Below are 19,714 nucleotides of genomic sequence, written 5' to 3' on the forward strand. Positions count from 1 at the left end.
GCGGCCGGCGGTGCGGTCAGTTGACGCAGCGCGGGCCCTCCGACCCTGCGTCGATCGGAGGCGCGGCCGGAGCAGGTGTGGCGGTGCCGTCCGCGGGGGTCAGGCCGGACGAACTCGAGGTGGTGGTCGACTCCGAACCGGCGAAGGTCGAGGTGCCGGGACCGCTGTAGTCACCGGCGAGCACCACGCGCACCGTTCCCTCGGGCAGCGTCGGATCCGTCGCCGTGTCGAGCCCTCCGAGCGCAGCGGCCACCGCGCGCGTCTCGTCGGACTCCTCGCCGGCGCCGTACACGGTCGACGACGAGACCGCCGAGCCGGTGTAGTTGCCCACCTCGCCCTCGATGTACCCCTCGGACGAGAGTTCGGCCGAGACCACCGACGCGAGGCCGGCCACGTCGCCGGCGTTCGTGACGTCGACGGTCACTGTCGACGGCTCGATGTCCGGTGCCGGTGTGGCGGACGTGGTCCTGTCGTCGTCGGGTGCCCGATCGTCGGAGGTGCGTCCGACCAGACCCGCCACGAAGTCTCGTACCTCGTCGGGGTCGACCTGCACCACGGATTCGCCGTAGTCGGTCATCGCGTTGATGTCCTCCACGGGGATCGTCGAGAACGTCACGTCGCCTCCGGCGAGGCCTTGCAATTGGGTCGCCAGATCCATGATGTCCCAATCGGAGTCGAGCACGACCGACCGCTGCACCGCTGCCGTCAGCTGATTCACCTTCGACGGGTTGCTCAGGGTCTTGGCGCTGAGCACCTTCTGCGCGAGCGACGCCATGAACACCTGCTGGCGAACGATCCGATCGAGATCCCCGCGGGGCAGACCGTGTCGTTGCCGCACGAAGCTGAGCGCGTCGGGGCCTTCGAGCGTCTGTTGTCCGGCATCGAACCGTGCGCCGGAGAGAGGCTCGTCGACGGGAGCGTTGAGGCACACCTCCACACCGCCCACCGCGTCGGTCAACAGCACGAAGCCCAGCAAGCCGACTTCGGCGTAATGGTCGACGGTGACGCCGGTCAGGTCGCCCACGGACTCGATGAGCGCTTCCCGGCCCGCCTTCGTCGACTCGGTCTCTGCCTCGGCGGCGTCGGAGCCGGACTCCACCAGTTCCAGCCGTGTCGTTTCCTTCGTTGCGCCGTAGGCGGCGTTGATCTTCGACATGCCGATGCCGGGAACATCGACGTAGGTGTCGCGCGGGATGGACAGCGCGGTCGCGGAACGCCCGTCGTTCGGCACCCGGATCATGATGATGGTGTCGGTGTTGTTGGCGACCTCCTCGCCGGCGCGCAACGCGTCGAGTTCGCGCTGCGACAGCGGGTTGCCGTGCGCATCGGTGCGGCTGTCGGTGCCGACCAGCAGAATGTCGACCGCACCGTCCTCCCCGCCGCCGAGGCCGAGACCGCCGATCGATGCGAGCGAAGACCGCAGCGAGTCGATCCGTTGCCAGGCGATGCCGGTGACCACGAGTGCGAGAGCCGCGGCGACCGCCGCGATCATCTGCAAGGGCCGTCCGGTGAAGACGCGGGGTGCCGCGGCGACCGCGGGGCGACCGGGATCGCCGCTCCGGCGGGGCCGGCGCGGTCGTCTGCCCGTGGCGGCGGCCGCCCCGGGACCGTCGGCGATCGGTGTTCCACCCGCGCGAGAGCGGCGGCCGCCCGTCGGGCGTCGCCCGCCGGTACGGCGGCGGGGCGGCTCTGGCGGCACCTGGTCCTCCTGTCGGGTGGATCGCTTCTGTCGTGTCGAGCACTGCTGTTGTATCGCGCACTGCTGTCGTGTCGAGCACTGCTGGGCAGGCTGATGTCGGGTGTCCGGACTTCCCCTGAAGGCTACTGGGGCGGGTGCTCCAGGGGCACGCACCACTCCGGCGTGCCAGACTTCACAGCGTGTCCACCCTCCTCGTCACCGGTTCCCACGGACAGCTGGGCCGTGCGCTCCTCGCCCGGGCTGCCGCATCCGGGATACCCGTTCGAGGCGTCGGTTCCACAGAGATGGACATCACCGATCCGGTAGCCACCGCCGCGACGATCGAGCCGGGTGCGGTGGTGATCAATTGCGCCGCGTACACCGCGGTCGACGCAGCGGAAAGCGACGAGGCCCGCGCGGCAGCCGTCAACGGAACGGGGCCCGGGGTGCTCGCCGCGACCTGTGCGGACAAAGGTGCCCACCTGATCCACGTTTCCACCGATTACGTGTTCGCGGGCGACGCGACCGAGCCGTACCGCACGGACGCCGCGACCGGCCCGCGCACCGCGTACGGACGGACGAAACTAGCCGGCGAGCGCGCGGTGCTGGGCACGTTGCCGTCGGCGCATGTCGTGCGCACCGCATGGGTGTACACGGGAGACGGCACGGATTTCGTGGCCACCATGCGGCGGCTCGAGCGTGAGCGGGACACCGTGCGGGTCGTCGACGACCAGCGTGGATCGCCGACCTATTCGCACGACCTCGCCGACGGACTGCTCGAGCTCGCCGCTCGGACGGATCTGCCCGGCGGCGTGCTGCATGCCACCAACGGCGGCGACGCCACCTGGTTCGACCTCGCGCAAGCCGTGTTCGCGGAGGTCGGCGCAGATCCGGTACGGGTGCAGCCGTGCGGGAGCGACGAGTTCGTGCGGCCCGCCCCGCGCCCGGCGTATTCGGTGCTCGACGGCGGGGGGTGGGCACGTGCCGGTCTCACGCCCTTGCGACCGTGGCGAGACGCGCTGCACGCGGCCATCGGATCGGTGGACACGCGCAGATGACCTGCGAGTGCGCAGCCTGTGTTTCACCGCACACCGAGAGGGTCGCTATGGTTGCCCGCGTGGATTCGACGCTGGCCGTGGTGACGGTGACGTACTCGCCCGGCGAGCACCTCGAGAACTTTCTGACTTCGCTCGCCGGAGCGACCGAGCGCCCGACGCGGGTGATCATGGCCGACAACGGGTCGACCGACGGTACGCCGGAGGCAGCTGCGGTCGCGCATCCGAACGTGGAGCTCCTGCGCACCGGCGGCAACATCGGTTACGGCGGCGCGGTCAACCGTGCCGTTGCCGAGATCGAGTCGTCGGTCGAGTTCGTGGTGGTCGCCAACCCGGACGTGCGATGGGAACCGGGGTCGCTCGACGCGCTGATCGAGGCGGCCGGCCGGTGGCCGCGAGCCGGCTCGCTCGGCCCGCTGATCCACGAGCCCGACGGAAGCATCTACCCGTCCGCTCGTTCGGTCCCGACCCTCGCATCCGGTGCCGGGCACGCGCTCCTCGGAACGGTGTGGCCCGCGAATCCGTGGACCCAGCGGTACCGCCAGGAGAACGAGGAGATCAGCGAACGGTCCGTCGGCTGGCTGTCCGGATCGTGCCTGCTGCTGCGCCGATCCGCATTCGACGCCATCGGCGGATTCGACTCGCGCTACTTCATGTACATGGAAGACGTCGACCTGGGCGACCGGCTGGGCCGCGCCGGGTGGCTCAACGTGTTCGTTCCGTCCGCGCACGTGACCCACGCCAAGGGCCACGCCGCCGGGCGACATCCCGAACTCATGCTTCCCGCACACCACGAGAGCGCGTACCGGTTCCAGGCCGACCGTCATCCGCACAGGTGGCAGGCGCCGCTGAGATGGGCACTGCGGGGCGGACTGCTCGTGCGATCGAAGCTTGCGGTCGCGGCCGCGGTGCGTGAGCGCGCCAGGGCAAGCGCCGAGCCGGACGTTCAATCCGGCAACGACACGAAACAGGGGAGACCATGACCAGTGCTGCAGCATCGCATACCGATGCGGTGATCCTGGTGGGCGGCAAGGGCACGCGGCTGCGACCGCTGACGTTGTCGGCACCGAAGCCCATGCTGCCGACCGCCGGGGTGCCGTTCCTGGTCCACCTTCTTGCACGGATCCGCGAGGCGGGGATCAAGCACGTGGTGCTCGGCACGTCGTTCAAGGCAGAGGTCTTCGAGGAGCACTTCGCCGACGGCTCGGACTTCGGCCTCGAGATCGAGTACGTGACCGAAACCGAGCCTCTCGGTACCGGCGGCGGTATCCGCAACGTGCTGCCCAAGCTGCGCGGCGACCACGTGATGGTGTTCAACGGCGACGTGCTCGGAGGCACCGATCTCGGCGCTGTGCTCGACACCCACGTGCGCAACGAAGCGGACGTGACGATGCATCTGGTGCGCGTCGGCGATCCGCGTGCCTTCGGGTGCGTGCCGACAGACGCCGACGGACGGGTGACGGCGTTCCTCGAGAAGACACAGGATCCGCCGACCGACCAGATCAACGCGGGCTGCTACGTCTTTCGCCGGGAGATCATCGAACAGATCCCGGAGGGCCGGCCGGTGTCGGTCGAGCGGGAGGTCTTCCCGACCTTGCTCACCGAGGGCAAACGCGTCTACGGCCACGTCGATGCCGCCTACTGGCGCGACATGGGGACGCCGGAGGACTTCGTGCGCGGTTCCGCCGACCTGGTCCGCGGAATTGCGCCGTCGCCCGCGCTGCACGGGCCCCGCGGCGAGTCGCTGGTGCACCCGAGTGCCTCGGTCGGTCCGGGCGCGCTGCTGATCGGCGGCACGGTCGTGGGGCGCGGAGCGGAGATCGGCGCCGGCGCGCGCCTCGACGGTGCGGTGATCTTCGACGGCGCCCGGATCGAGGCCGGGGCGGTGATCGAGCGGACCATCATCGGATTCGGTGTGCGCGTGGGTCCACGGGCGTTGATCCGGGACGGCGTGATCGGCGACGGCGCCGACATCGGAGCCCGGTGTGAATTGTTGCGCGGTGCGCGGGTGTGGCCGGGGGTGCAGCTCCCGGACGGGGGCATCCGGTTCAGCACGGATGTGTGAGAGGTTTCAGTGGGATTCGAACGTTATGTGGCATTGGGTGATTCGTTCACCGAGGGTGTAGGCGACCCGGATCCGTCCCGGCCCAACGGGTTACGCGGCTGGGCCGATCTCGTTGCGGAGCAGCTTGCGCTCGCGAGCGACGACTTCGCCTACGCCAATCTCGCGATCCGGGGGCGGTTGCTGCGTCCGATCATCGACGAGCAGGTCGACACCGCGGTGGCGATGAAGCCCGATCTGGTCACCATCTACGCCGGTGGCAACAATCTGATGCGGCCCAAGGTCCACTTCGACGATCTCGCCGCCGATTACGACGAAGCGATCGGCCGACTGGCCGCCACCGGCGCCCGGGTGCTGATGTGGACCGCGTACGACGGCAGCTGGGCGCCGGTGTTCGGCGCGCTGCGCGGACGCTGGGCCGTGTACAACGAATTGATCCGGGAGATCGCCGACCGGCACGACGCGACCATCGTCGACTTCTGGCGCTTCTCCGAATACCGCGATCTCCGGATGTGGGACCCCGACCGGTTGCATCTGTCGCCGGCGGGCCATCACAACATGGCGCTCCGGGTACTCGATATCCTCGGCGTCTCCCACAGCCTGCCGCTCGTCCGGCTCGACGCGCCGGTGCCTCTGACGCCGACGGCGCAGCGCGCCGACGATCGCCGGTGGATGCGCGAATTCCTGTTCCCCTGGGTGGGGCGCCGGCTGCGCGGACTCTCCTCCGGTGACGGAGTGACGCCGAAGTACCCGTCGCTCACCCCGATCGGGGTCTGACCCGCGGGTTCGTCAGCGCCGCGCGTACGCGAGCCGCACGAGGTGGTCGATCGTGTCGCGCTCGGCGCCGGGCGGAAGTGCGTCGACGGGCCACCACCGCAGATCGGTCGACTCGTGGCTGCGTACCGGTTCGGCGCCGGCGGGTGCCGTCACCAGGAACCGCAGGTCCAGGTGGCGGGTGGGAACGCCGAGCGAGCACGTGATCGGATGCGTGTGCGCCGAGAGCAGTTCGGGGTCGATCGTCAGACCTGCGATCCCGGATTCCTCGGTGGCTTCCCGCAGCGCTGCGTCGACCACGGTCTCGTCGGACTCCTCGCAGTGCCCCCCGAGCTGGATCCACCGGCCCACCCGCGGATGCAGTGTGAGGAGCACGTTCCGGTGGTCGGCGTCGAGTACCAGCGACGACGCGGTGATGTGCCCGGGCACGTGCGCGCGCAGGCATCCGTCCGGTGCGGAGTCGAGAAACGCGAGCATCGTGTGCCGCAACGAATCCGCGTCGGCGGAGTCGGGATGCCACGCGGTGAGGCGATCGACCGCGGACCGGTGCAGGGAACGTGACGACATCGCTACAGCTCCACGAAGGCGGGTCCGGGATCGGCGGGCTCCCGGGGCGACGGGTCGTCGAGGGGATATCCCACGGCGACAGCTCCGAGCGGTGACCAATCGGCCGGCAGCCCGAGTTCGTCGCGGACGACCTGGGGCGCGAAGATCGTCGAACCGATCCAGCAACTGCCGAGCCCGCGGGTCGCGAGGGCGACGAGAAGGCCCTGAACCGCGGCGCCCGCAGCGACGGTGAACATCGTCGCCTCGGCGGCGGTGCGTTCCGCGTCGGGATAGTGGTGGGCGCCGTCCGGAACCCAGAAGGGAACGACGATTTCGGGGGCGTCGTAGAGGATCGAGCCGCGAGAGAGCCGGCGCTCGATCGCGACCGGATCGAGACCGTCGCGTTCGAGGTCGGCGGCCCACTGCTCACGCATGCTGTCGAGCAGGCGTCGCCGGACCTGCTCGGTGCGCACCCAGACGAATCGCACCGGGCGAGTGTGGTGAGGCGCGGGTGCGGTGAGCGCGTCCGCGACGGCTTCGCGAAGATCCTCGGGATCGACCGGTTCCGAGGCGAATTCGCGCACCGAGCGACGCAACAGCAGTGCTTCGCGGCGTCCGCGTTCGAGGGCTTCGGCGGTGCCGAGCCAGAACAGGTCCTCGTCGCCGCTGCGGATGAGTGCGCGTGCGTCGGAACCGTCGTCGGGCAGATCGAGTCCGCGGACCACCGCGACGGGCACGCCGCCGAGCTTGCCCTTGACGAGATCGCCTGCCGCGGCGATCTCGTCGGCGACGGCCACCGCCGTCACGAGCAGTTCGTTGCCCTGGGCGTCGCGCGAGCCGGCGTATTCGTGCAGTACCGGCAGACCGGCGGAACCGATCGCGGCGTCGGTCTGGCCGTTGCGCCAGGCGCGGCCCATGGTGTCGGTGACCACGACCGCGACGGTGACGCCGAGCAATGCGGAGAGACGGTCGCGCCGCGCGGCCGCGCGCGCGTCGGGATCTTCGGGCAGGAGCGCGAGTTCGGCGCCGTCGACGTTGGAGCCGTCGATCCCCGACGCGGCCTGCACGATGCCCAGCCGGTTCTCGGTGATGAGGGTTCGGCCCTTGCGGGCGAGCACACGTACTGCCTCCTGGTCGACCAAGCGGCGCCGCAGGGCATCGCGGGCGTCGGGATCGGTGGGCGCGGAGACGATCCGGCCTTCGACCTTGGAGATCACCTTGCTCGTGACGACGACGACGTCGCCGGTCGTCAGCCAGGGTGCCGCGGCGGCGATCGCGGCGGCGAGGTCGTCGCCGGGGCGGAATTCGGGAAGCCCGGGCACGGGCAGGATTTCGAGGGGCCCGCCGGGGGCATGGTCACGCACCGAGGCGTGGGGCGCGGCGTCGGGGGACATCACAGGGTTACTCCAGCGAGTTCCAGAGCGGCGCGGGCCATATCGGCGGTCGCGTCGGGGTCGGTCATGAGCAGCGGGACGGAGCGGACCTCCACGCCCGGAACGTCGGCGCTGTCGGTGTCGTGCACGAGCCAGCCGTCGAGGATGCCCGTACCGTTGCGGCCGCCGTAGTAGCGGCCGACCGCTTCGGCCGTGGTGTCGACGCCGATGACGTCGAGGCACGCGTCGGCCATGCCGCGCAGCGGTTTGCCGCCGACGACGGGGGAGAGGCCGACGACTTTCGCGTTCGTCGTGCGCAGCGCGCCGCGCACACCCGGGATCGCGAGGATCGCACCGATGCTCACCACGGGGTTGGACGGTGCCAGCACGACCGCGTCGGCGTTCTCGAGGGCGTCGAGGACTCCGGGGGCGGGCTTCGCCTCGTCGGCGCCGATATGCGCGAAACTGTGCGTCGGGACCTGAGCGCGGTGGCGGACCCACCACTCTTCGAAGTGGATCGCGCGCTGGAGGCCGTCGGCGGGATCGGTGATGACCACGTGGGTTTCGCTGCGGTCGTCGGACACCGGCAGCAGTGTGACGCCGGGCTTCCACCGGGCGCACAGCGCCTCGGTGACCGCCGAGAGCGGGTACCCGGTGCGCAGCATCTGGGTGCGGATCAGGTGGGTCGCGATGTCGCGGTCGCCGAGACCGAACCAGTCGGGAACGGCACCGTACGCGGCGAGTTCTTCCTTCGCGTTCCAGGTTTCGTCCACACGGCCCCAGCCGCGCTCCTCGTCGATTCCGCCGCCGAGGGTGTACATGCAGGTATCGAGATCGGGGCAGATCCTCAGCCCGTGCATCCACACGTCGTCACCGACGTTGACGATGGCGGTGATCCGGTGGGGTGCGTCCGGATTCGTGTCGGCGCCGGGCGAGATGCCGAGAAGTTGGCGCAGACCTGTGAGAAAACGCGCCCCACCGACACCCCCGACCAATACAGTCACATTCACGGGGCAAGCCTAGGCGGTGCGCGCCGTACCCGGTTCAGCGACGTCCGAAACCGGAAGTGGCAAAGTCGTCGATAGTAAGCGACGGTTATCCCACAGCTTGACCGCGACACGCCCGACGTGTCTAATCACATACGTGTCATTCCGAGTTTTCGGATCGAGATCGATTGCGGGGACCCGCTTTCGAACGAAGGTTCGAGGGGTGGCCGCGGGGGAGATCCCCGGTCCAAAGATCGGCGCTGCAGTTGAGGAGGCGACCTATGGCCGACGAGCGCGAGGGATTCGAGATCGTTCGGATCGGAACTGCAGTCGAGAGTGTCTGTGACGAGCCGGATAGTGGGGCACCGATCCTGAATCTCGTTTCGGGATTCGACGACCTCATGGAGGGCGACGAACAGTGGCAGGAGCGCGCACTCTGTGCGCAGACCGACCCGGAAGCATTCTTCCCCGAGAAGGGTGGTTCCACACGGGAGGCCAAGCGCATCTGCCTGGGGTGTGAAGTTCGGGGCGAATGCCTCGAGTACGCCCTCGCTCACGACGAGCGGTTCGGTATCTGGGGTGGACTGTCGGAAAGGGAACGGCGGCGCCTCAAGCGCGGCATCATCTGACGGGACGCAGGGTCCGGTACGGGGAGTTCGGGCCCGGGTCCGGTATTCCAGGGAAGCCGCGTGGCGAAGGCCGGGTTGATCGACGGGGGTCGAGCAACCCGGCTTTCGTCTGTCTGCGTCGGTCTTCCCGAGTCGCCGTCGTGTTCGTCGGCGCCGACGGGGTGGAACCGAGGTCACTCCTCCTCGTCGAATCCTCCGAGTCCGGGGTCGACGACCTCCGGTTCGATGCCGAGATAGGTGGCGACCTGGTGCACCAGCACGTCGTGGACCAGATCGGCAAGATCCTCCGGGTCTTTCGCGCGGAGTTCGAGCGGCCGGCGGAAGAGCACGATGCGAGCGCGGGTGGCGGCACCTCGGCGATCGATGCCGGCGGGCACGAGACGCGACAGCGGGACCGGTCCGTCCGCAACCACCTCGTCCGGCCAGTTGACCGTATCGGGATCGCGAGCACGGATCTTGGGCACTTCGTCGACTGCGATGTCGAGTTTGGTGAGGCGCGCGTGCCAGCGCGAGTCGATGGGGGCGAACGCCGTCAGCACCAGAAGGTCGAACTTCTCGGCTCTCGACTTCCACACGGGGAGTTCGTGCGGAAACACCGGCCCCCGAATTCCCCGGCCGCGCCGCGTCACGGATCGGGACGAGAGCGGGCGGGAACGACGTGCACGGGCCATGTAGTGGACACTACGACACGAAAAATCCGTGGGCTCGAAACGGTGTGTCCGAATAGTCCCGGGGGCTCCGGCGCGCTACGCTCCCTCCCGTGAGAACACTGCGTCGATGCTGCCGGCCTGGGTGCAAGAACCCAGCTGTTGCGACGCTGACCTACGTGTACTCGGATTCCACCGCTGTCGTCGGTCCACTGGCCACCGTTGCCGAACCTCACTCGTGGGACCTGTGCGAAACGCACGGTTCGCGAATCACCGCCCCCAAGGGGTGGGAACTGGTGCGGTACGAGGGTGCTTTCTCGTCGGGTACGCCGGACGAGGACGACCTGACAGCGCTGGCCGAGGCCGTGCGGGAAGCCGGACTCGGTGAGCGTGTCCGTGGTGAAACCGACGCTGCGCAACCGGAGAGTTCGCCGCGCGTCGCAGTCGCTCCCGCGGGGCGAACAGGACGCCGCGGTCATCTGCGGGTCCTTCCCGACCCCACGTCCTGACGGCTTCGCACTAGGCTGACCACGGGCCGTGTCACGAAGGATGGCGCGGCTCGAGTCGAGTAGCAGGAGCGGAACAAGTGGCGAGATCTGCCGAGTCGGTGTCAGCCGTGATCAAGGCGTACGACGTCCGAGGTGTCGTGGGGGAGCAGATCGACGAGGACTTCGTCCGCGAGGTCGGAGCCTCGTTCGCGCGTCTGATCCGGAGCGAAGGCGCCTCCGACCGTGTGGTCGTCGGGCACGACATGCGTGAGTCGTCGCCGAAGCTGTCGCAGGCATTCGCCGACGGGGTCACCGCACAGGGCCTCGACGTCGTGCTGATCGGGCTGGCCTCCACCGACCAGTTGTATTTCGCATCCGGGTTGCTCGACGCGCCCGGTGCGATGTTCACCGCGAGCCACAATCCGGCGGCCTACAACGGCATCAAGCTGTGCCGCGCGGGCGCGAAGCCGGTCGGGCAGGAGACGGGACTCGCGATCATCTCCGCCGAACTCGTCGACGGCGTCCCCGAGTACGACGGAACGCCCGGTGTCGTGAGCGAGCGCGACGTGCTCGCCGACTACGCGTCGTTCCTCCGCGGGCTGGTGGATCTGTCGCAGATGCGGCCGCTCAAGGTTGCGGCCGACGCGGGCAACGGAATGGGCGGGCACACGGTGCCCGCGGTCTTCGGTCCGCTGCCCATCGATCTGGTGCCGCTGTACTTCGAACTCGACGGCACGTTCCCCAACCACGAGGCCAACCCCCTCGATCCCGCCAATCTCGTGGACCTGCAGCGGCTCGTCGTGGAGTCCGGCGCCGACGTGGGCCTTGCCTTCGACGGCGACGCGGACCGGTGCTTCGTCGTCGACGAGCGCGGCGAACCCGTCACCCCGTCGGCGGTCACCGCCCTCGTCGCAGACCGGGAACTCGCGAAGGAGCCGGGAGCGACGATCATCCACAACCTGATCACCTCCCGCGTCGTGCCCGAACTCGTCCTGGAGCAGGGCGGCGTTCCGCTACGGACCCGGGTGGGGCACTCGTTCATCAAGCAGCAGATGGCCGAGACCGGCGCCGTGTTCGGCGGCGAGCACTCCGCGCACTACTACTTCCGCGACTTCTGGGGCGCCGACTCCGGCATGCTCGCAGCGCTGCACGTCCTCGCGGCTCTGGCAGCGCACGACGGCACGCTGTCCGACCTCATGTCGTCCTACGACCGGTACGCGGCATCGGGCGAGATCAATTCCACGGTCGCCGATGCGGCCGACCGCACCGAGGCCGTCATCGCCGCGTTCTCCGACCGCGCCACGTCCGTCGACCGCCTCGACGGCGTCACCGTGGACCTTCCGGATCATGCGTGGTTCAATCTGCGCGCCTCGAATACCGAACCGCTGCTCAGGCTCAACGTGGAGGCGCGGACCCAGGACGAGGTCGATGCCCTGGTCGAGGAGATTCTTGCTGTTGTGCGTGCGTGACGTAGGTAGTCGCGCGGGGAATAATCGAGGTGCTCGGCGTCGGGGTGGGGGCCCCAGGGCGGGCGGAAGGAAGGTGACGCGGTCGTGACGGCACCCTTGCCGCTGTTCGACTTCGACGACGTGGACGGAGTGATCGCAGCAGACGTCGACGGCGTCCTGCGCAGCGCCGCTCTCGGCGGAGCGCAGATCCGTGCGGTCGCCACCGCCGTCGACGAACGGCTTCTGGACGGCCTCGCCGATGTGCGGCCGCGCAGCGTGGTCTTCGTCGGCACCGACGCACGGTCGAGCCGCGCCGCCGAACTGGTCCTGTCGTTGTTCGCCGAGCACGCCGCTGCCCCGTTGGTGTACGCCCCGGAGACACCGCCGTGGGTGGGTGCGCTGGACGTCGTGGTGGTGGCCGGAAACGATCCCGGCGATCCGCAACTCGCACGATCGATCGATGCGGCCCTGAGGCGCAGCGCCGAAGTGATCGTCGACGCCCCCGACGAAGGTCCCGTGCGGGCTGTCGCAGCCGGACGGGCGGTGCTCCTGGCTCCGCGCGTGCAGGTGCCGGCTCGGTATGCGCTGGCACGGCACGTCGCCGTGTTCTACGCCGTCCTCGCGGTCATGCGCGACGTGCTGCGGGGGGACGCCCTCCGGGTGGACCTCGCCCGGCTCGCGGACGCGGTCGATCAGGAGGCGCTCCGCGATCACCCCTCGAACGAGGTGTTCCACAATCCGGCGAAATCCCTCGCGGTACGCATGCAGTCGCGGCGGGTCATCGTCGCGGGGGACCGTCCGGTGACTGTCGCGCTGGCACGACACGCGTCGGAGTCGCTGCTCCAGGGTGCGGGTGTCGTCGCGTCCGCTGCGGCGCTGCCCGATGTGCTGGCCGCTCGTGAGCGACTGATCGAGGTCCTCACGGCCGCCGGTGAGCGATACGACCCCTTGTTCCACGACGAAGAACTGGACGGTCCGGCCCCGCTCGCGCCGGCACGCGTCTTCGTGTTCAGTACGGATTCCGACCGGCTCGCGGCGCAGCGCCGCGGTGCTGCGCTACCCGACGCCGAGCTGGTATCGGTGGTAGGGGAATTCGAATCCGACACGGTCCCTCCCGTGCTCGAGCAGATTGCGGTATTGATGGTGCGAATCGACATGGCGGCGGCCTATCTGAGACTGGCCGGGGGACGATAGTGCACTCACTCGAGGGGGCGGTGCGGTCGTACGCATGGGGCTCGCGCACCGCGATCGCGACGTTGTGCGGCCGCAAGGTGCCGTCCGATCACCCGGAAGCCGAACTGTGGCTCGGGGCGCATCCCGCGGACCCGGCGCGGGTGATTCTTCCCACCGACGAGAAGCTTTCGCTGCTCGAGGTCCTCGATGCCGACCCGCACGGGCATCTCGGTCCGTACACTGTCGAGCGATTCGGGACGCGGCTGCCGTTCCTGCTCAAGCTTCTCGCAGCGGAGGAACCGTTGTCGTTGCAGGCGCACCCGAGTGCGCGGCAGGCGGCCGAGGGTTTTGCCCGCGAGGACGCACTGGGATTGCCGATCGATTCGCCCATCCGCAACTACAAGGACGCCAGCCACAAACCCGAACTGGTGGTCGCGTTGACGCGGTTCGAGGCGCTCGCCGGATTCCGCGATGCGCATCGCACCGTTGCGCTGCTCGAGGCCCTGCACGTGCCCGAACTCGAACCGTATCTGGGGCTGCTTGCCGGGCAACCGGATTCCGACGGCTTACGGGCGCTGTTCACCACGTGGATCACTCTGCCTCCCACTGCGCTGCTGGCCTTGCTGCCTCGTGTGCTCGACGGGTGCGTCGGCTACCTCACGGGAACGGAGAACGGGCGGGAGTTCGTCGAGGAAGTACGGACCACGCTGCAACTCGCCGAGTTCTATCCCGGCGACGCCGGGGTCCTGGCGTCGCTGTTGCTCAACCGCATCACCCTCGAGCCCGGTGAGGGGCTCTACCTGGCAGCCGGCAATCTGCACGCCTACCTGCACGGCATGGGCGTCGAGATCATGGCGAACTCGGACAACGTCCTGCGCGGCGGTCTGACGCCCAAGCACGTGGACGTGCCGGAACTGCTGCGGGTGCTCGATTTCGGTTCTGCAGCGGTGCCGATTCTCGATGCCGAGCAGATCGGACCGTTCGAGTGGCGGTACCGGACCCCGGCACCGGAGTTCGCGCTCTCTCGCGTCGAACCCGGACCGGGCGACGAAGTCGTGATCGCTCCCGGCGGCCCGCAGATCCTCCTGTGCACCCATGGTGCGGTGAGCGTCGAGTGCGCCGGAACGACCGTGGACCTGGACTCGGGTGATTCGGTGTGGCTGTCGCATTCCGACCCGGAGACGGTCGTGCGGGGCCGCGCGGACGGCGCACAGGTGTTCCGTGCGCGCCTCGGTGAACTCCCGGCACTGTCTCGCGACTGACGGTTCTTCCGGTACGACCGTCGATCCGTCACCGTGCGGTGACGGGCATTCCCTGTACGGGGCTCCTCTGCCGCCCCGCTGCGCGTGTGGCAGTTTACAAATCCTCAAGAATGTCTAGACCTCGGACGCGATCCGTCCTATAGTCCAGATCACAGTGATGTGTGTCACGACGTCGGGATGTCCGGCCGGGTGACCCACACGGGTGACGAGGAGACAGACATGAGTACGGACTCGGCGGCGAGCCCGCTGGACATGCCGGATGTGCAATGGCGTGACCGCAAGAAGAAACTGTGGCTGCTCGGCCTCGTCCCGCCCACCGCGCTCTTCCTTGCCACCGCGCTCATCTGGGCCGGAAACGCACTGGGCTGGCAGGCGGTGACCCCGGCGCTGTGGTGGATCGGGCCGCTGCTCGTCTACGTGATGGTCCCGACGCTCGACCTGTTCGTCGGGCCCGACGGTGAGAACCCGCCGGACGAACTCGTCGAAGCGCTCGAGAACGACCGCTACTACCGGTACTGCACGTACATCTACCTGCCGTTCCAGTTCGCCAGCCTCGTGTTCGCCTGCTACCTCTGGTCGGCCGACAACCTGTCGTGGCTCGGCATCGACGGCGGCCTCGGTATCGCGTCGAAGATCGGCCTGGCGCTCTCCGTCGGTGTCGTCGCCGGTATCGGTATCAACACCGCGCACGAACTGGGCCACAAGAAGGTCGAGCTGGAACGGCGACTGTCCAGGATCGCCCTCGCACAATCGTTCTACGGCCACTTCTACATCGAGCACAACAGGGGACACCACGTCCGCGTCGCGACACCGGAGGACCCGGCATCCGCTCGCTTCGGCGAGAGCTTCTGGGCGTTCCTGCCGCGCACGGTCGTCGGCAGCGTGCGCTCCGCGTGGCGGCTCGAGCGGGCCCGCCTCGAGCGGCTCGGCAAGCCCGTGTGGAGCCTGCGCAACGACGTGCTCAGCGCGTGGGCACTCTCGGCTGTGCTCTTCGGCGGCCTCATCGCAGTCTTCGGGATCGGGATCGCGCCCTATCTGGTGATCCAGGCGGTCTTCGGCTTCGCGCTGCTCGAAGCGGTCAACTACCTCGAGCACTACGGTCTGCTCCGGCAGCGCACCGCCAACGGCCGGTACGAACGGTGCAGTCCCGCCCACAGCTGGAACAGCGATCACCTCGTGACCAACATCTTCCTCTACCACCTGCAGCGGCACAGCGACCATCACGCCAACCCCACCCGCCGCTACCAGACGCTGCGGAGCATGGAGATGTCGCCGAATCTGCCCGCCGGGTACGCCACGATGATCGGGCTCGCCTACATTCCGCCGCTGTGGCGCAAGGTCATGGACCCCCGGGTGCTCGATCACTACGACGGTGACATCACGCGGGTCAACATCCAGCCGAGCAAGCGCGAAGCGATCCTCGCCCGCTACGGCGCCGCTGCACAGGAAGGGAACTGATCCTCGGATGACTGCGTACCGCTGCCCGGTGTGCGACTTCGTCTACGACGAAGCGCTCGGTGCCCCGCGCGAAGGATTTCCCGCCGGCACCGCATGGGATGCCCTTCCCGACGACTGGTGCTGCCCCGACTGCGGGGTCCGGGAGAAGATCGATTTCGAGGAGTATGCGCGATGAGCACCGAATTCCGGCTGTTCCGCTGCCTGGTCTGCGGCTTCGAGTACGACGAGAAGCTCGGCTGGCCCGACGAGGGGATCGAGCCGGGGACGCGCTGGGAGGACATCGACGACGACTGGTCGTGCCCGGACTGCGGTGCGGCCAAGGCCGACTTCGAGATGATCGAGATCGTCCGGCGGTGAACAGCCGTCGACAGGACATCTCGTTCGGCTTTGACGCGCACGCGGAGCCGTGAGAGCGTCACGGCCATGGCGAGTGCGCAACCGGGTAGCGGCGGCAACGACGGCAGGGGTGTGTCGCCGAACGGCAACGGTGTGACCACCTCGCCGGGTGACACCGCCGGTGCGTCGTCCGCGCGGGTGCTGTTCCACGAGGCGAGCCGGGTGCTCCTGCGCTCGACGATTCTCGACGCGATGCGGGACCTGCTCCTCGAGCGCGACTGGTCGGCCGTCACCATGAGCGACGTCGCGCGCGCCGCGGGAATCAGCCGGCAGACGTTGTACAAGGAGTTCTCGTCGCGGCAGGGGCTTGCCCAGGGCTACGCGCTGCGCCTGGTCGACGAATTCGTCGACGCCGTGGCCGACTCGGTATACGCGCACGTCGGCGACGCGCGTGCGGCCCTCGTCGGAGGATTCACGTCGTTCTTCACGGCGTCGGCGGCCGATCCGCTGGTGCGGTCGCTGCTCCACGGCGAGGCCAAACCCGATCTGCTGCGCCTGATCACCACCGATGTCGCGCCGATCCTCGAGCGGGGCTCGGTCCGGCTCGCCGACACCTTCGAGCACAGCTGGGTGTCGGCGTCCGGCACCGACGCCGGCATCCTGGCCCGCGCGATCGTGCGGGTCGCGCTGAGCTTCATCTCCATGCCGCCGGTCTCGGGCAACGACGTCGCCGCCGACCTCGCCGACCTGCTCGTTCCCTTCGTGGAGAAGGCTGCGGTGCCCGGCTGACCGCGACCCGCCCGTTCGTACCGGCCGTACCGTGACGCCGCAGGTTGTATAGCCTGGTTGCAACTGCTTTGTTCGAAGAATTGTCTGCCGACAGGAAGAGGCATTTGCACGTGTCTGACACCACGCTCGTCGCCGACCGGATCAACGGTCTCGATTTCAAGGTCGCCGATCTGTCCCTCGCCGAATTCGGGCGCAAGGAGATCCGCCTGGCCGAACACGAGATGCCGGGACTGATGTCGCTGCGTCGCGAATACGCCGAGGTGCAGCCGCTGAAGGGCGCACGGATCTCGGGCTCGCTGCATATGACCGTGCAGACCGCGGTACTGATCGAGACCCTCGTGTCGCTGGGCGCACAGGTCCGATGGGCCTCGTGCAACATCTTCTCCACCCAGGACCACGCTGCGGCCGCGATCGTCGTGGGCCCGCACGGCACGCCCGAAGAACCCAAGGGTGTGCCGGTGTTCGCATGGAAGGGCGAGTCCCTCGAGGAGTACTGGTGGGCGGCCGAGCAGATGCTCACCTGGCCCGGTGAACCCGCCAACATGATTCTCGACGACGGTGGCGATGCCACGATGCTCGTGCTCAAGGGCGCGCAGTTCGAGAAGGCCGGCGTGGTCCCGCCCGTCGACGAAGAGCACGATTCCGCCGAGTACAAGGTGTTCCTGCAGTTGCTGCGCAACTCGCTCGAGGCCGACGCCGGCAAGTGGTCGGCGATCGCCGCGTCGGTGCAGGGCGTCACCGAGGAGACCACCACCGGTGTGCTGCGCCTCTACCAGCTCGCGGCCGCCGGCGAACTGACGTTCCCGGCGATCAACGTCAACGACTCGGTCACCAAGAGCAAGTTCGACAACAAGTACGGCACCCGGCACTCGCTGCTCGACGGCATCAACCGCGGCACCGACGTGCTCATCGGCGGCAAGACCGCTCTGGTGTGCGGTTACGGCGACGTGGGCAAGGGCTGCGCCGAGGCGCTGCGCGGCCAGGGCGCACGTGTGTCGATCACCGAGATCGATCCGATCAACGCGCTGCAGGCCCTCATGGACGGCTACGACGTCGTGACGGTCGAAGACTTCATCGGCCAGGCCGACATCGTCATCACCTCGACGGGCAACAAGGACATCATCACCTTCGAGCACATGAAGGCGATGAAGCACCAGGCGATCCTCGGCAACATCGGTCACTTCGACAACGAGATCGACATGGCCGGCCTCGAGCGGTCCGCCGACGTCACGCGGATCAACATCAAGCCGCAGGTTGACGAGTTCACCTTCGCCGACGGACATTCGATCATCGTGCTGTCCGAGGGACGTCTGCTCAACCTCGGCAATGCGACCGGTCACCCGTCGTTCGTGATGAGCAACTCGTTCGCGAACCAGGTCATCGCGCAGATCGAACTGTGGACGAAGCCGGACGAGTACGACAACGAGGTCTACCGCCTGCCCAAGCACCTCGACGAGAAGGTCGCCAAGATCCACGTCGAGGCGCTCGGCGGCAAGCTGACGAAGCTGACCAAGGAGCAGGCCGAGTACATCGGCGTGGACGTCGAGGGCCCGTACAAGCCCGAGCACTACCGCTACTGATTCCGAGATCGGCGGCGAGAAGCGCAGCGTTATGGGTGGTCTGATTGTCGTCGAAGGTCTCGACGGGGCCGGAAAGCGGACATTGTCCGCCGGCCTCGTCGAGGCGTGGCGCGCCGCGGGCGCGCGCGTGGCCACACTGGCGTTTCCCCGCTACGGCCGATCGATCCACGCCGATCTGGGCGCCGAGGCGCTGCGGGGACAGCACGGCGACACCGCGTCGAGTGCCGAAGCGATGGCGTTGCTGTGGGCACTCGATCGGCGCGACGCCGCCGACGAACTGCGGAAACTCCTCGCTGCCAACGACATCGTGCTTCTCGACCGCTATGTCGCGTCCAACGCGGCGTACACCGCGGCCCGGCGCCACGAGGATGCCGCAGGGCCGTCGGTCGAGTGGATCCGGAACCTCGAATACGAACGCTTCGCGCTTCCCGTGCCCGATCTGCAAGTGCTGCTGCGGGTCCCTGTCGCGCTCGCCGCAGAACGGGCCAGGAGTCGCGCGGAGTCGGACGCCGCGCGGGAACGCGACGCGTACGAACGCGACGGCGACCTCCAGTACCGGACCGGAGAGGTGTACGACGGCTTGGCGCAGCGGCACTGGATGTCACGGTGGATCGTGGCGGGCGCCGAGACCGATACGCAACAACTCGCCGTTCGCATCTCAAATCTGCTTCACGAAGGTGAAGGGGTGACACGATAGAGCTTATGAAGCCGAGGATTCTGGTAGTCGACGACGATGCAGCACTCGCCGAAATGCTCACAATCGTGCTGCGCGGCGAAGGATTCGAGCCGTTCGTGGTGGGCGACGGGACGCAGGCGCTCGGTGCCGTGCGCGAAATCCGCCCGGACCTCGTCCTGCTCGATCTCATGCTTCCGGGCATGAACGGCATCGACGTCTGCCGCGTGCTCCGCGCCGATTCCGGCGTGCCCATCGTGATGCTCACTGCCAAGTCCGACACCGTCGATGTGGTTCTCGGACTCGAGTCGGGCGCCGACGACTACATGGTCAAGCCCTTCAAGCCGAAGGAACTGGTGGCGCGCGTGCGCGCCCGGTTGCGCCGCACCGAGCAGGAACCCGCCGAAGTACTCTCCATCGGCGATATCACCATCGATGTTCCGGCACACAAGGTCACCCGCGGCGACGAACTGATCTCGCTCACCCCGCTGGAGTTCGACCTGCTGGTGGCGCTCGCGCGCAAGCCGCGTCAGGTGTTCACCCGTGAGGTGCTCCTGGAACAGGTCTGGGGTTACCGGCACGCAGCCGACACCCGTCTGGTGAACGTTCACGTCCAGCGCCTGCGTGCGAAGGTCGAGAAGGATCCCGAGAACCCGGAAGCGGTGCTCACGGTGCGGGGGGTCGGCTACAAGGCCGGACCGCCGTGATCCGTGGTCAACCTCTGCGGCGGCGGATCGCACGGAGAACGCTGCCGCTC

21 protein-coding genes are annotated in these 19,714 nt (G+C 68.4%); 16 read left to right on the forward strand and 5 right to left on the reverse strand.

The genetic code is table 11. The annotated features are described in order from the left end of the window. Window positions 1–16: 16 nt before the first annotated feature. Window positions 17–1,492 (reverse strand): LCP family protein, encoded by a 1,476-nt coding sequence (locus TVH25_RS07910; RefSeq protein WP_422423774.1) that lies wholly within the window; start codon window positions 1,490–1,492, stop codon window positions 17–19. Between the two features lie 386 nt (window positions 1,493–1,878). On the opposite strand from TVH25_RS07910, the gene rfbD reads away from it, so the two are divergent. From rfbD to TVH25_RS07930, 4 genes are read left to right on the forward strand one after another with little or no spacing between them, the layout of a single operon-like run. Next, window positions 1,879–2,736, forward strand: a complete 858-nt coding sequence (rfbD, locus tag TVH25_RS07915) for a dTDP-4-dehydrorhamnose reductase (RefSeq protein WP_169619813.1) — start codon at window positions 1,879–1,881, stop codon at window positions 2,734–2,736. A 59-nt stretch (window positions 2,737–2,795) separates the two neighbouring features. Beyond that, window positions 2,796–3,716 carry a glycosyltransferase family 2 protein gene (locus TVH25_RS07920; protein ID WP_169619812.1) on the forward strand — a complete coding sequence of 307 codons (921 nt, stop codon included), beginning with the start codon at window positions 2,796–2,798 and terminating at the stop codon, window positions 3,714–3,716. Further along, complete coding sequence (locus tag TVH25_RS07925; RefSeq protein WP_422423765.1) at window positions 3,713–4,798, forward strand: sugar phosphate nucleotidyltransferase; 1,086 nt, start codon at window positions 3,713–3,715, stop codon at window positions 4,796–4,798. The genes TVH25_RS07920 and TVH25_RS07925 overlap by 4 nt, the downstream gene beginning before the upstream one ends. 9 nt (window positions 4,799–4,807) lie before the next feature. Further along, a complete protein-coding gene (locus tag TVH25_RS07930; protein ID WP_296550432.1) occupies window positions 4,808–5,572 on the forward strand; it encodes an SGNH/GDSL hydrolase family protein in 765 nt (254 codons plus the stop codon). Between the two features lie 12 nt (window positions 5,573–5,584). Here the strand turns inward: TVH25_RS07930 and TVH25_RS07935 are convergent, their stop codons facing one another. The 3 genes from TVH25_RS07935 to cofD are packed head-to-tail and all read right to left on the reverse strand — an operon-like array spanning window position 5,585 to window position 8,498. After that, a complete protein-coding gene (locus TVH25_RS07935) occupies window positions 5,585–6,136 on the reverse strand; it encodes an NUDIX hydrolase (RefSeq protein ID WP_169619809.1) in 552 nt (183 codons plus the stop codon). Window positions 6,137–6,138: 2 nt separating this feature from the next. After that, window positions 6,139–7,509: a coenzyme F420-0:L-glutamate ligase gene (locus tag TVH25_RS07940; protein ID WP_422423775.1), complete on the reverse strand. Its 1,371-nt coding sequence runs from the start codon at window positions 7,507–7,509 to the stop codon at window positions 6,139–6,141. After that, on the reverse strand, window positions 7,509–8,498 hold the full coding sequence (gene cofD / locus TVH25_RS07945; protein ID WP_169619808.1) for a 2-phospho-L-lactate transferase: 990 nt from the start codon (window positions 8,496–8,498) through the stop codon (window positions 7,509–7,511). Before cofD ends, TVH25_RS07940 begins: the two co-directional genes overlap by 1 nt. A 377-nt stretch (window positions 8,499–8,875) precedes the next feature. Between cofD and TVH25_RS07950 the strand changes: the two genes are divergently transcribed. Next, a complete protein-coding gene (locus tag TVH25_RS07950; protein WP_169619998.1) occupies window positions 8,876–9,103 on the forward strand; it encodes a WhiB family transcriptional regulator in 228 nt (75 codons plus the stop codon). Between the two features lie 173 nt (window positions 9,104–9,276). Here TVH25_RS07950 and TVH25_RS07955 read toward each other — a convergent pair whose 3' ends face one another. Continuing rightward, window positions 9,277–9,774, reverse strand: coding sequence for a metallopeptidase family protein (locus TVH25_RS07955; RefSeq protein ID WP_169619807.1), 498 nt, complete (start codon window positions 9,772–9,774; stop codon window positions 9,277–9,279). Window positions 9,775–9,863: 89 nt separating this feature from the next. On the opposite strand from TVH25_RS07955, the gene TVH25_RS07960 reads away from it, so the two are divergent. The 11 genes from TVH25_RS07960 to mtrA all read left to right on the forward strand — a co-directional run bounded on the left by TVH25_RS07960 (window position 9,864) and on the right by mtrA (window position 19,664). Continuing rightward, window positions 9,864–10,259, forward strand: coding sequence for a DUF3499 domain-containing protein (locus TVH25_RS07960; protein ID WP_169619806.1), 396 nt, complete (start codon window positions 9,864–9,866; stop codon window positions 10,257–10,259). Window positions 10,260–10,336: 77 nt separating this feature from the next. Then, window positions 10,337–11,707 carry a phosphomannomutase/phosphoglucomutase gene (locus TVH25_RS07965; RefSeq protein WP_169619805.1) on the forward strand — a complete coding sequence of 457 codons (1,371 nt, stop codon included), beginning with the start codon at window positions 10,337–10,339 and terminating at the stop codon, window positions 11,705–11,707. 84 nt (window positions 11,708–11,791) lie between these two features. Continuing rightward, window positions 11,792–12,880 carry a tobH protein gene (locus TVH25_RS07970; protein ID WP_422423766.1) on the forward strand — a complete coding sequence of 363 codons (1,089 nt, stop codon included), beginning with the start codon at window positions 11,792–11,794 and terminating at the stop codon, window positions 12,878–12,880. Continuing rightward, window positions 12,880–14,121: a mannose-6-phosphate isomerase, class I gene (manA, locus tag TVH25_RS07975; protein ID WP_296550427.1), complete on the forward strand. Its 1,242-nt coding sequence runs from the start codon at window positions 12,880–12,882 to the stop codon at window positions 14,119–14,121. The genes TVH25_RS07970 and manA overlap by 1 nt, the downstream gene beginning before the upstream one ends. 219 nt (window positions 14,122–14,340) lie before the next feature. Next, the gene (locus TVH25_RS07980; protein WP_169651681.1) at window positions 14,341–15,579 is read left to right on the forward strand and encodes an alkane 1-monooxygenase; all 1,239 of its coding nucleotides are present in this window, start codon (window positions 14,341–14,343) and stop codon (window positions 15,577–15,579) included. A 7-nt stretch (window positions 15,580–15,586) separates the two neighbouring features. Then, a complete protein-coding gene (locus TVH25_RS07985; RefSeq protein ID WP_169619801.1) occupies window positions 15,587–15,754 on the forward strand; it encodes a rubredoxin in 168 nt (55 codons plus the stop codon). Continuing rightward, window positions 15,751–15,936 carry a rubredoxin gene (locus TVH25_RS07990; RefSeq protein ID WP_169619800.1) on the forward strand — a complete coding sequence of 62 codons (186 nt, stop codon included), beginning with the start codon at window positions 15,751–15,753 and terminating at the stop codon, window positions 15,934–15,936. The genes TVH25_RS07985 and TVH25_RS07990 overlap by 4 nt, the downstream gene beginning before the upstream one ends. Before the next feature lie 66 nt (window positions 15,937–16,002). Further along, window positions 16,003–16,704, forward strand: coding sequence for a TetR family transcriptional regulator (locus TVH25_RS07995; RefSeq protein ID WP_422423768.1), 702 nt, complete (start codon window positions 16,003–16,005; stop codon window positions 16,702–16,704). Between the two features lie 110 nt (window positions 16,705–16,814). Beyond that, on the forward strand, window positions 16,815–18,284 hold the full coding sequence (ahcY, locus tag TVH25_RS08000; RefSeq protein WP_169619798.1) for an adenosylhomocysteinase: 1,470 nt from the start codon (window positions 16,815–16,817) through the stop codon (window positions 18,282–18,284). A 31-nt stretch (window positions 18,285–18,315) separates the two neighbouring features. Continuing rightward, complete coding sequence (locus TVH25_RS08005) at window positions 18,316–18,981, forward strand: dTMP kinase (protein ID WP_422423769.1); 666 nt, start codon at window positions 18,316–18,318, stop codon at window positions 18,979–18,981. Between the two features lie 5 nt (window positions 18,982–18,986). Then, a complete protein-coding gene (mtrA, locus tag TVH25_RS08010; protein WP_072699446.1) occupies window positions 18,987–19,664 on the forward strand; it encodes an MtrAB system response regulator MtrA in 678 nt (225 codons plus the stop codon). Window positions 19,665–19,714: the final 50 nt, after the last annotated feature.

The organism is Rhodococcus sp. 7Tela_A2, from assembly GCF_049311045.1.
In the GTDB taxonomy this organism is placed as follows: domain Bacteria; phylum Actinomycetota; class Actinomycetes; order Mycobacteriales; family Mycobacteriaceae; genus Rhodococcus.

Excerpts from the sequence above, each read along its gene's own strand:
- mtrA (WP_072699446.1), top strand. The coding sequence starts at position 18,987 with ATGAAGCCGAGGATTCTGGTAGTCGACGACGATGCAGCACTCGCCGAA.
- TVH25_RS07980 (WP_169651681.1), top strand. The coding sequence starts at position 14,341 with ATGAGTACGGACTCGGCGGCGAGCCCGCTGGACATGCCGGATGTGCAA.
- TVH25_RS07925 (WP_422423765.1), top strand. The coding sequence starts at position 3,713 with ATGACCAGTGCTGCAGCATCGCATACCGATGCGGTGATCCTGGTGGGC.
- TVH25_RS08005 (WP_422423769.1), top strand. The coding sequence starts at position 18,316 with ATGGGTGGTCTGATTGTCGTCGAAGGTCTCGACGGGGCCGGAAAGCGG.
- TVH25_RS07950 (WP_169619998.1), top strand. The coding sequence starts at position 8,876 with ATGGAGGGCGACGAACAGTGGCAGGAGCGCGCACTCTGTGCGCAGACC.
- TVH25_RS07935 (WP_169619809.1), bottom strand. The coding sequence starts at position 6,136 with ATGTCGTCACGTTCCCTGCACCGGTCCGCGGTCGATCGCCTCACCGCG.
- TVH25_RS07985 (WP_169619801.1), top strand. The coding sequence starts at position 15,587 with ATGACTGCGTACCGCTGCCCGGTGTGCGACTTCGTCTACGACGAAGCG.
- TVH25_RS07955 (WP_169619807.1), bottom strand. The coding sequence starts at position 9,774 with ATGGCCCGTGCACGTCGTTCCCGCCCGCTCTCGTCCCGATCCGTGACG.
- TVH25_RS07990 (WP_169619800.1), top strand. The coding sequence starts at position 15,751 with ATGAGCACCGAATTCCGGCTGTTCCGCTGCCTGGTCTGCGGCTTCGAG.
- TVH25_RS07940 (WP_422423775.1), bottom strand. The coding sequence starts at position 7,509 with ATGTCCCCCGACGCCGCGCCCCACGCCTCGGTGCGTGACCATGCCCCC.
- TVH25_RS07995 (WP_422423768.1), top strand. The coding sequence starts at position 16,003 with ATGGCGAGTGCGCAACCGGGTAGCGGCGGCAACGACGGCAGGGGTGTG.
- TVH25_RS07910 (WP_422423774.1), bottom strand. The coding sequence starts at position 1,492 with ATGATCGCGGCGGTCGCCGCGGCTCTCGCACTCGTGGTCACCGGCATC.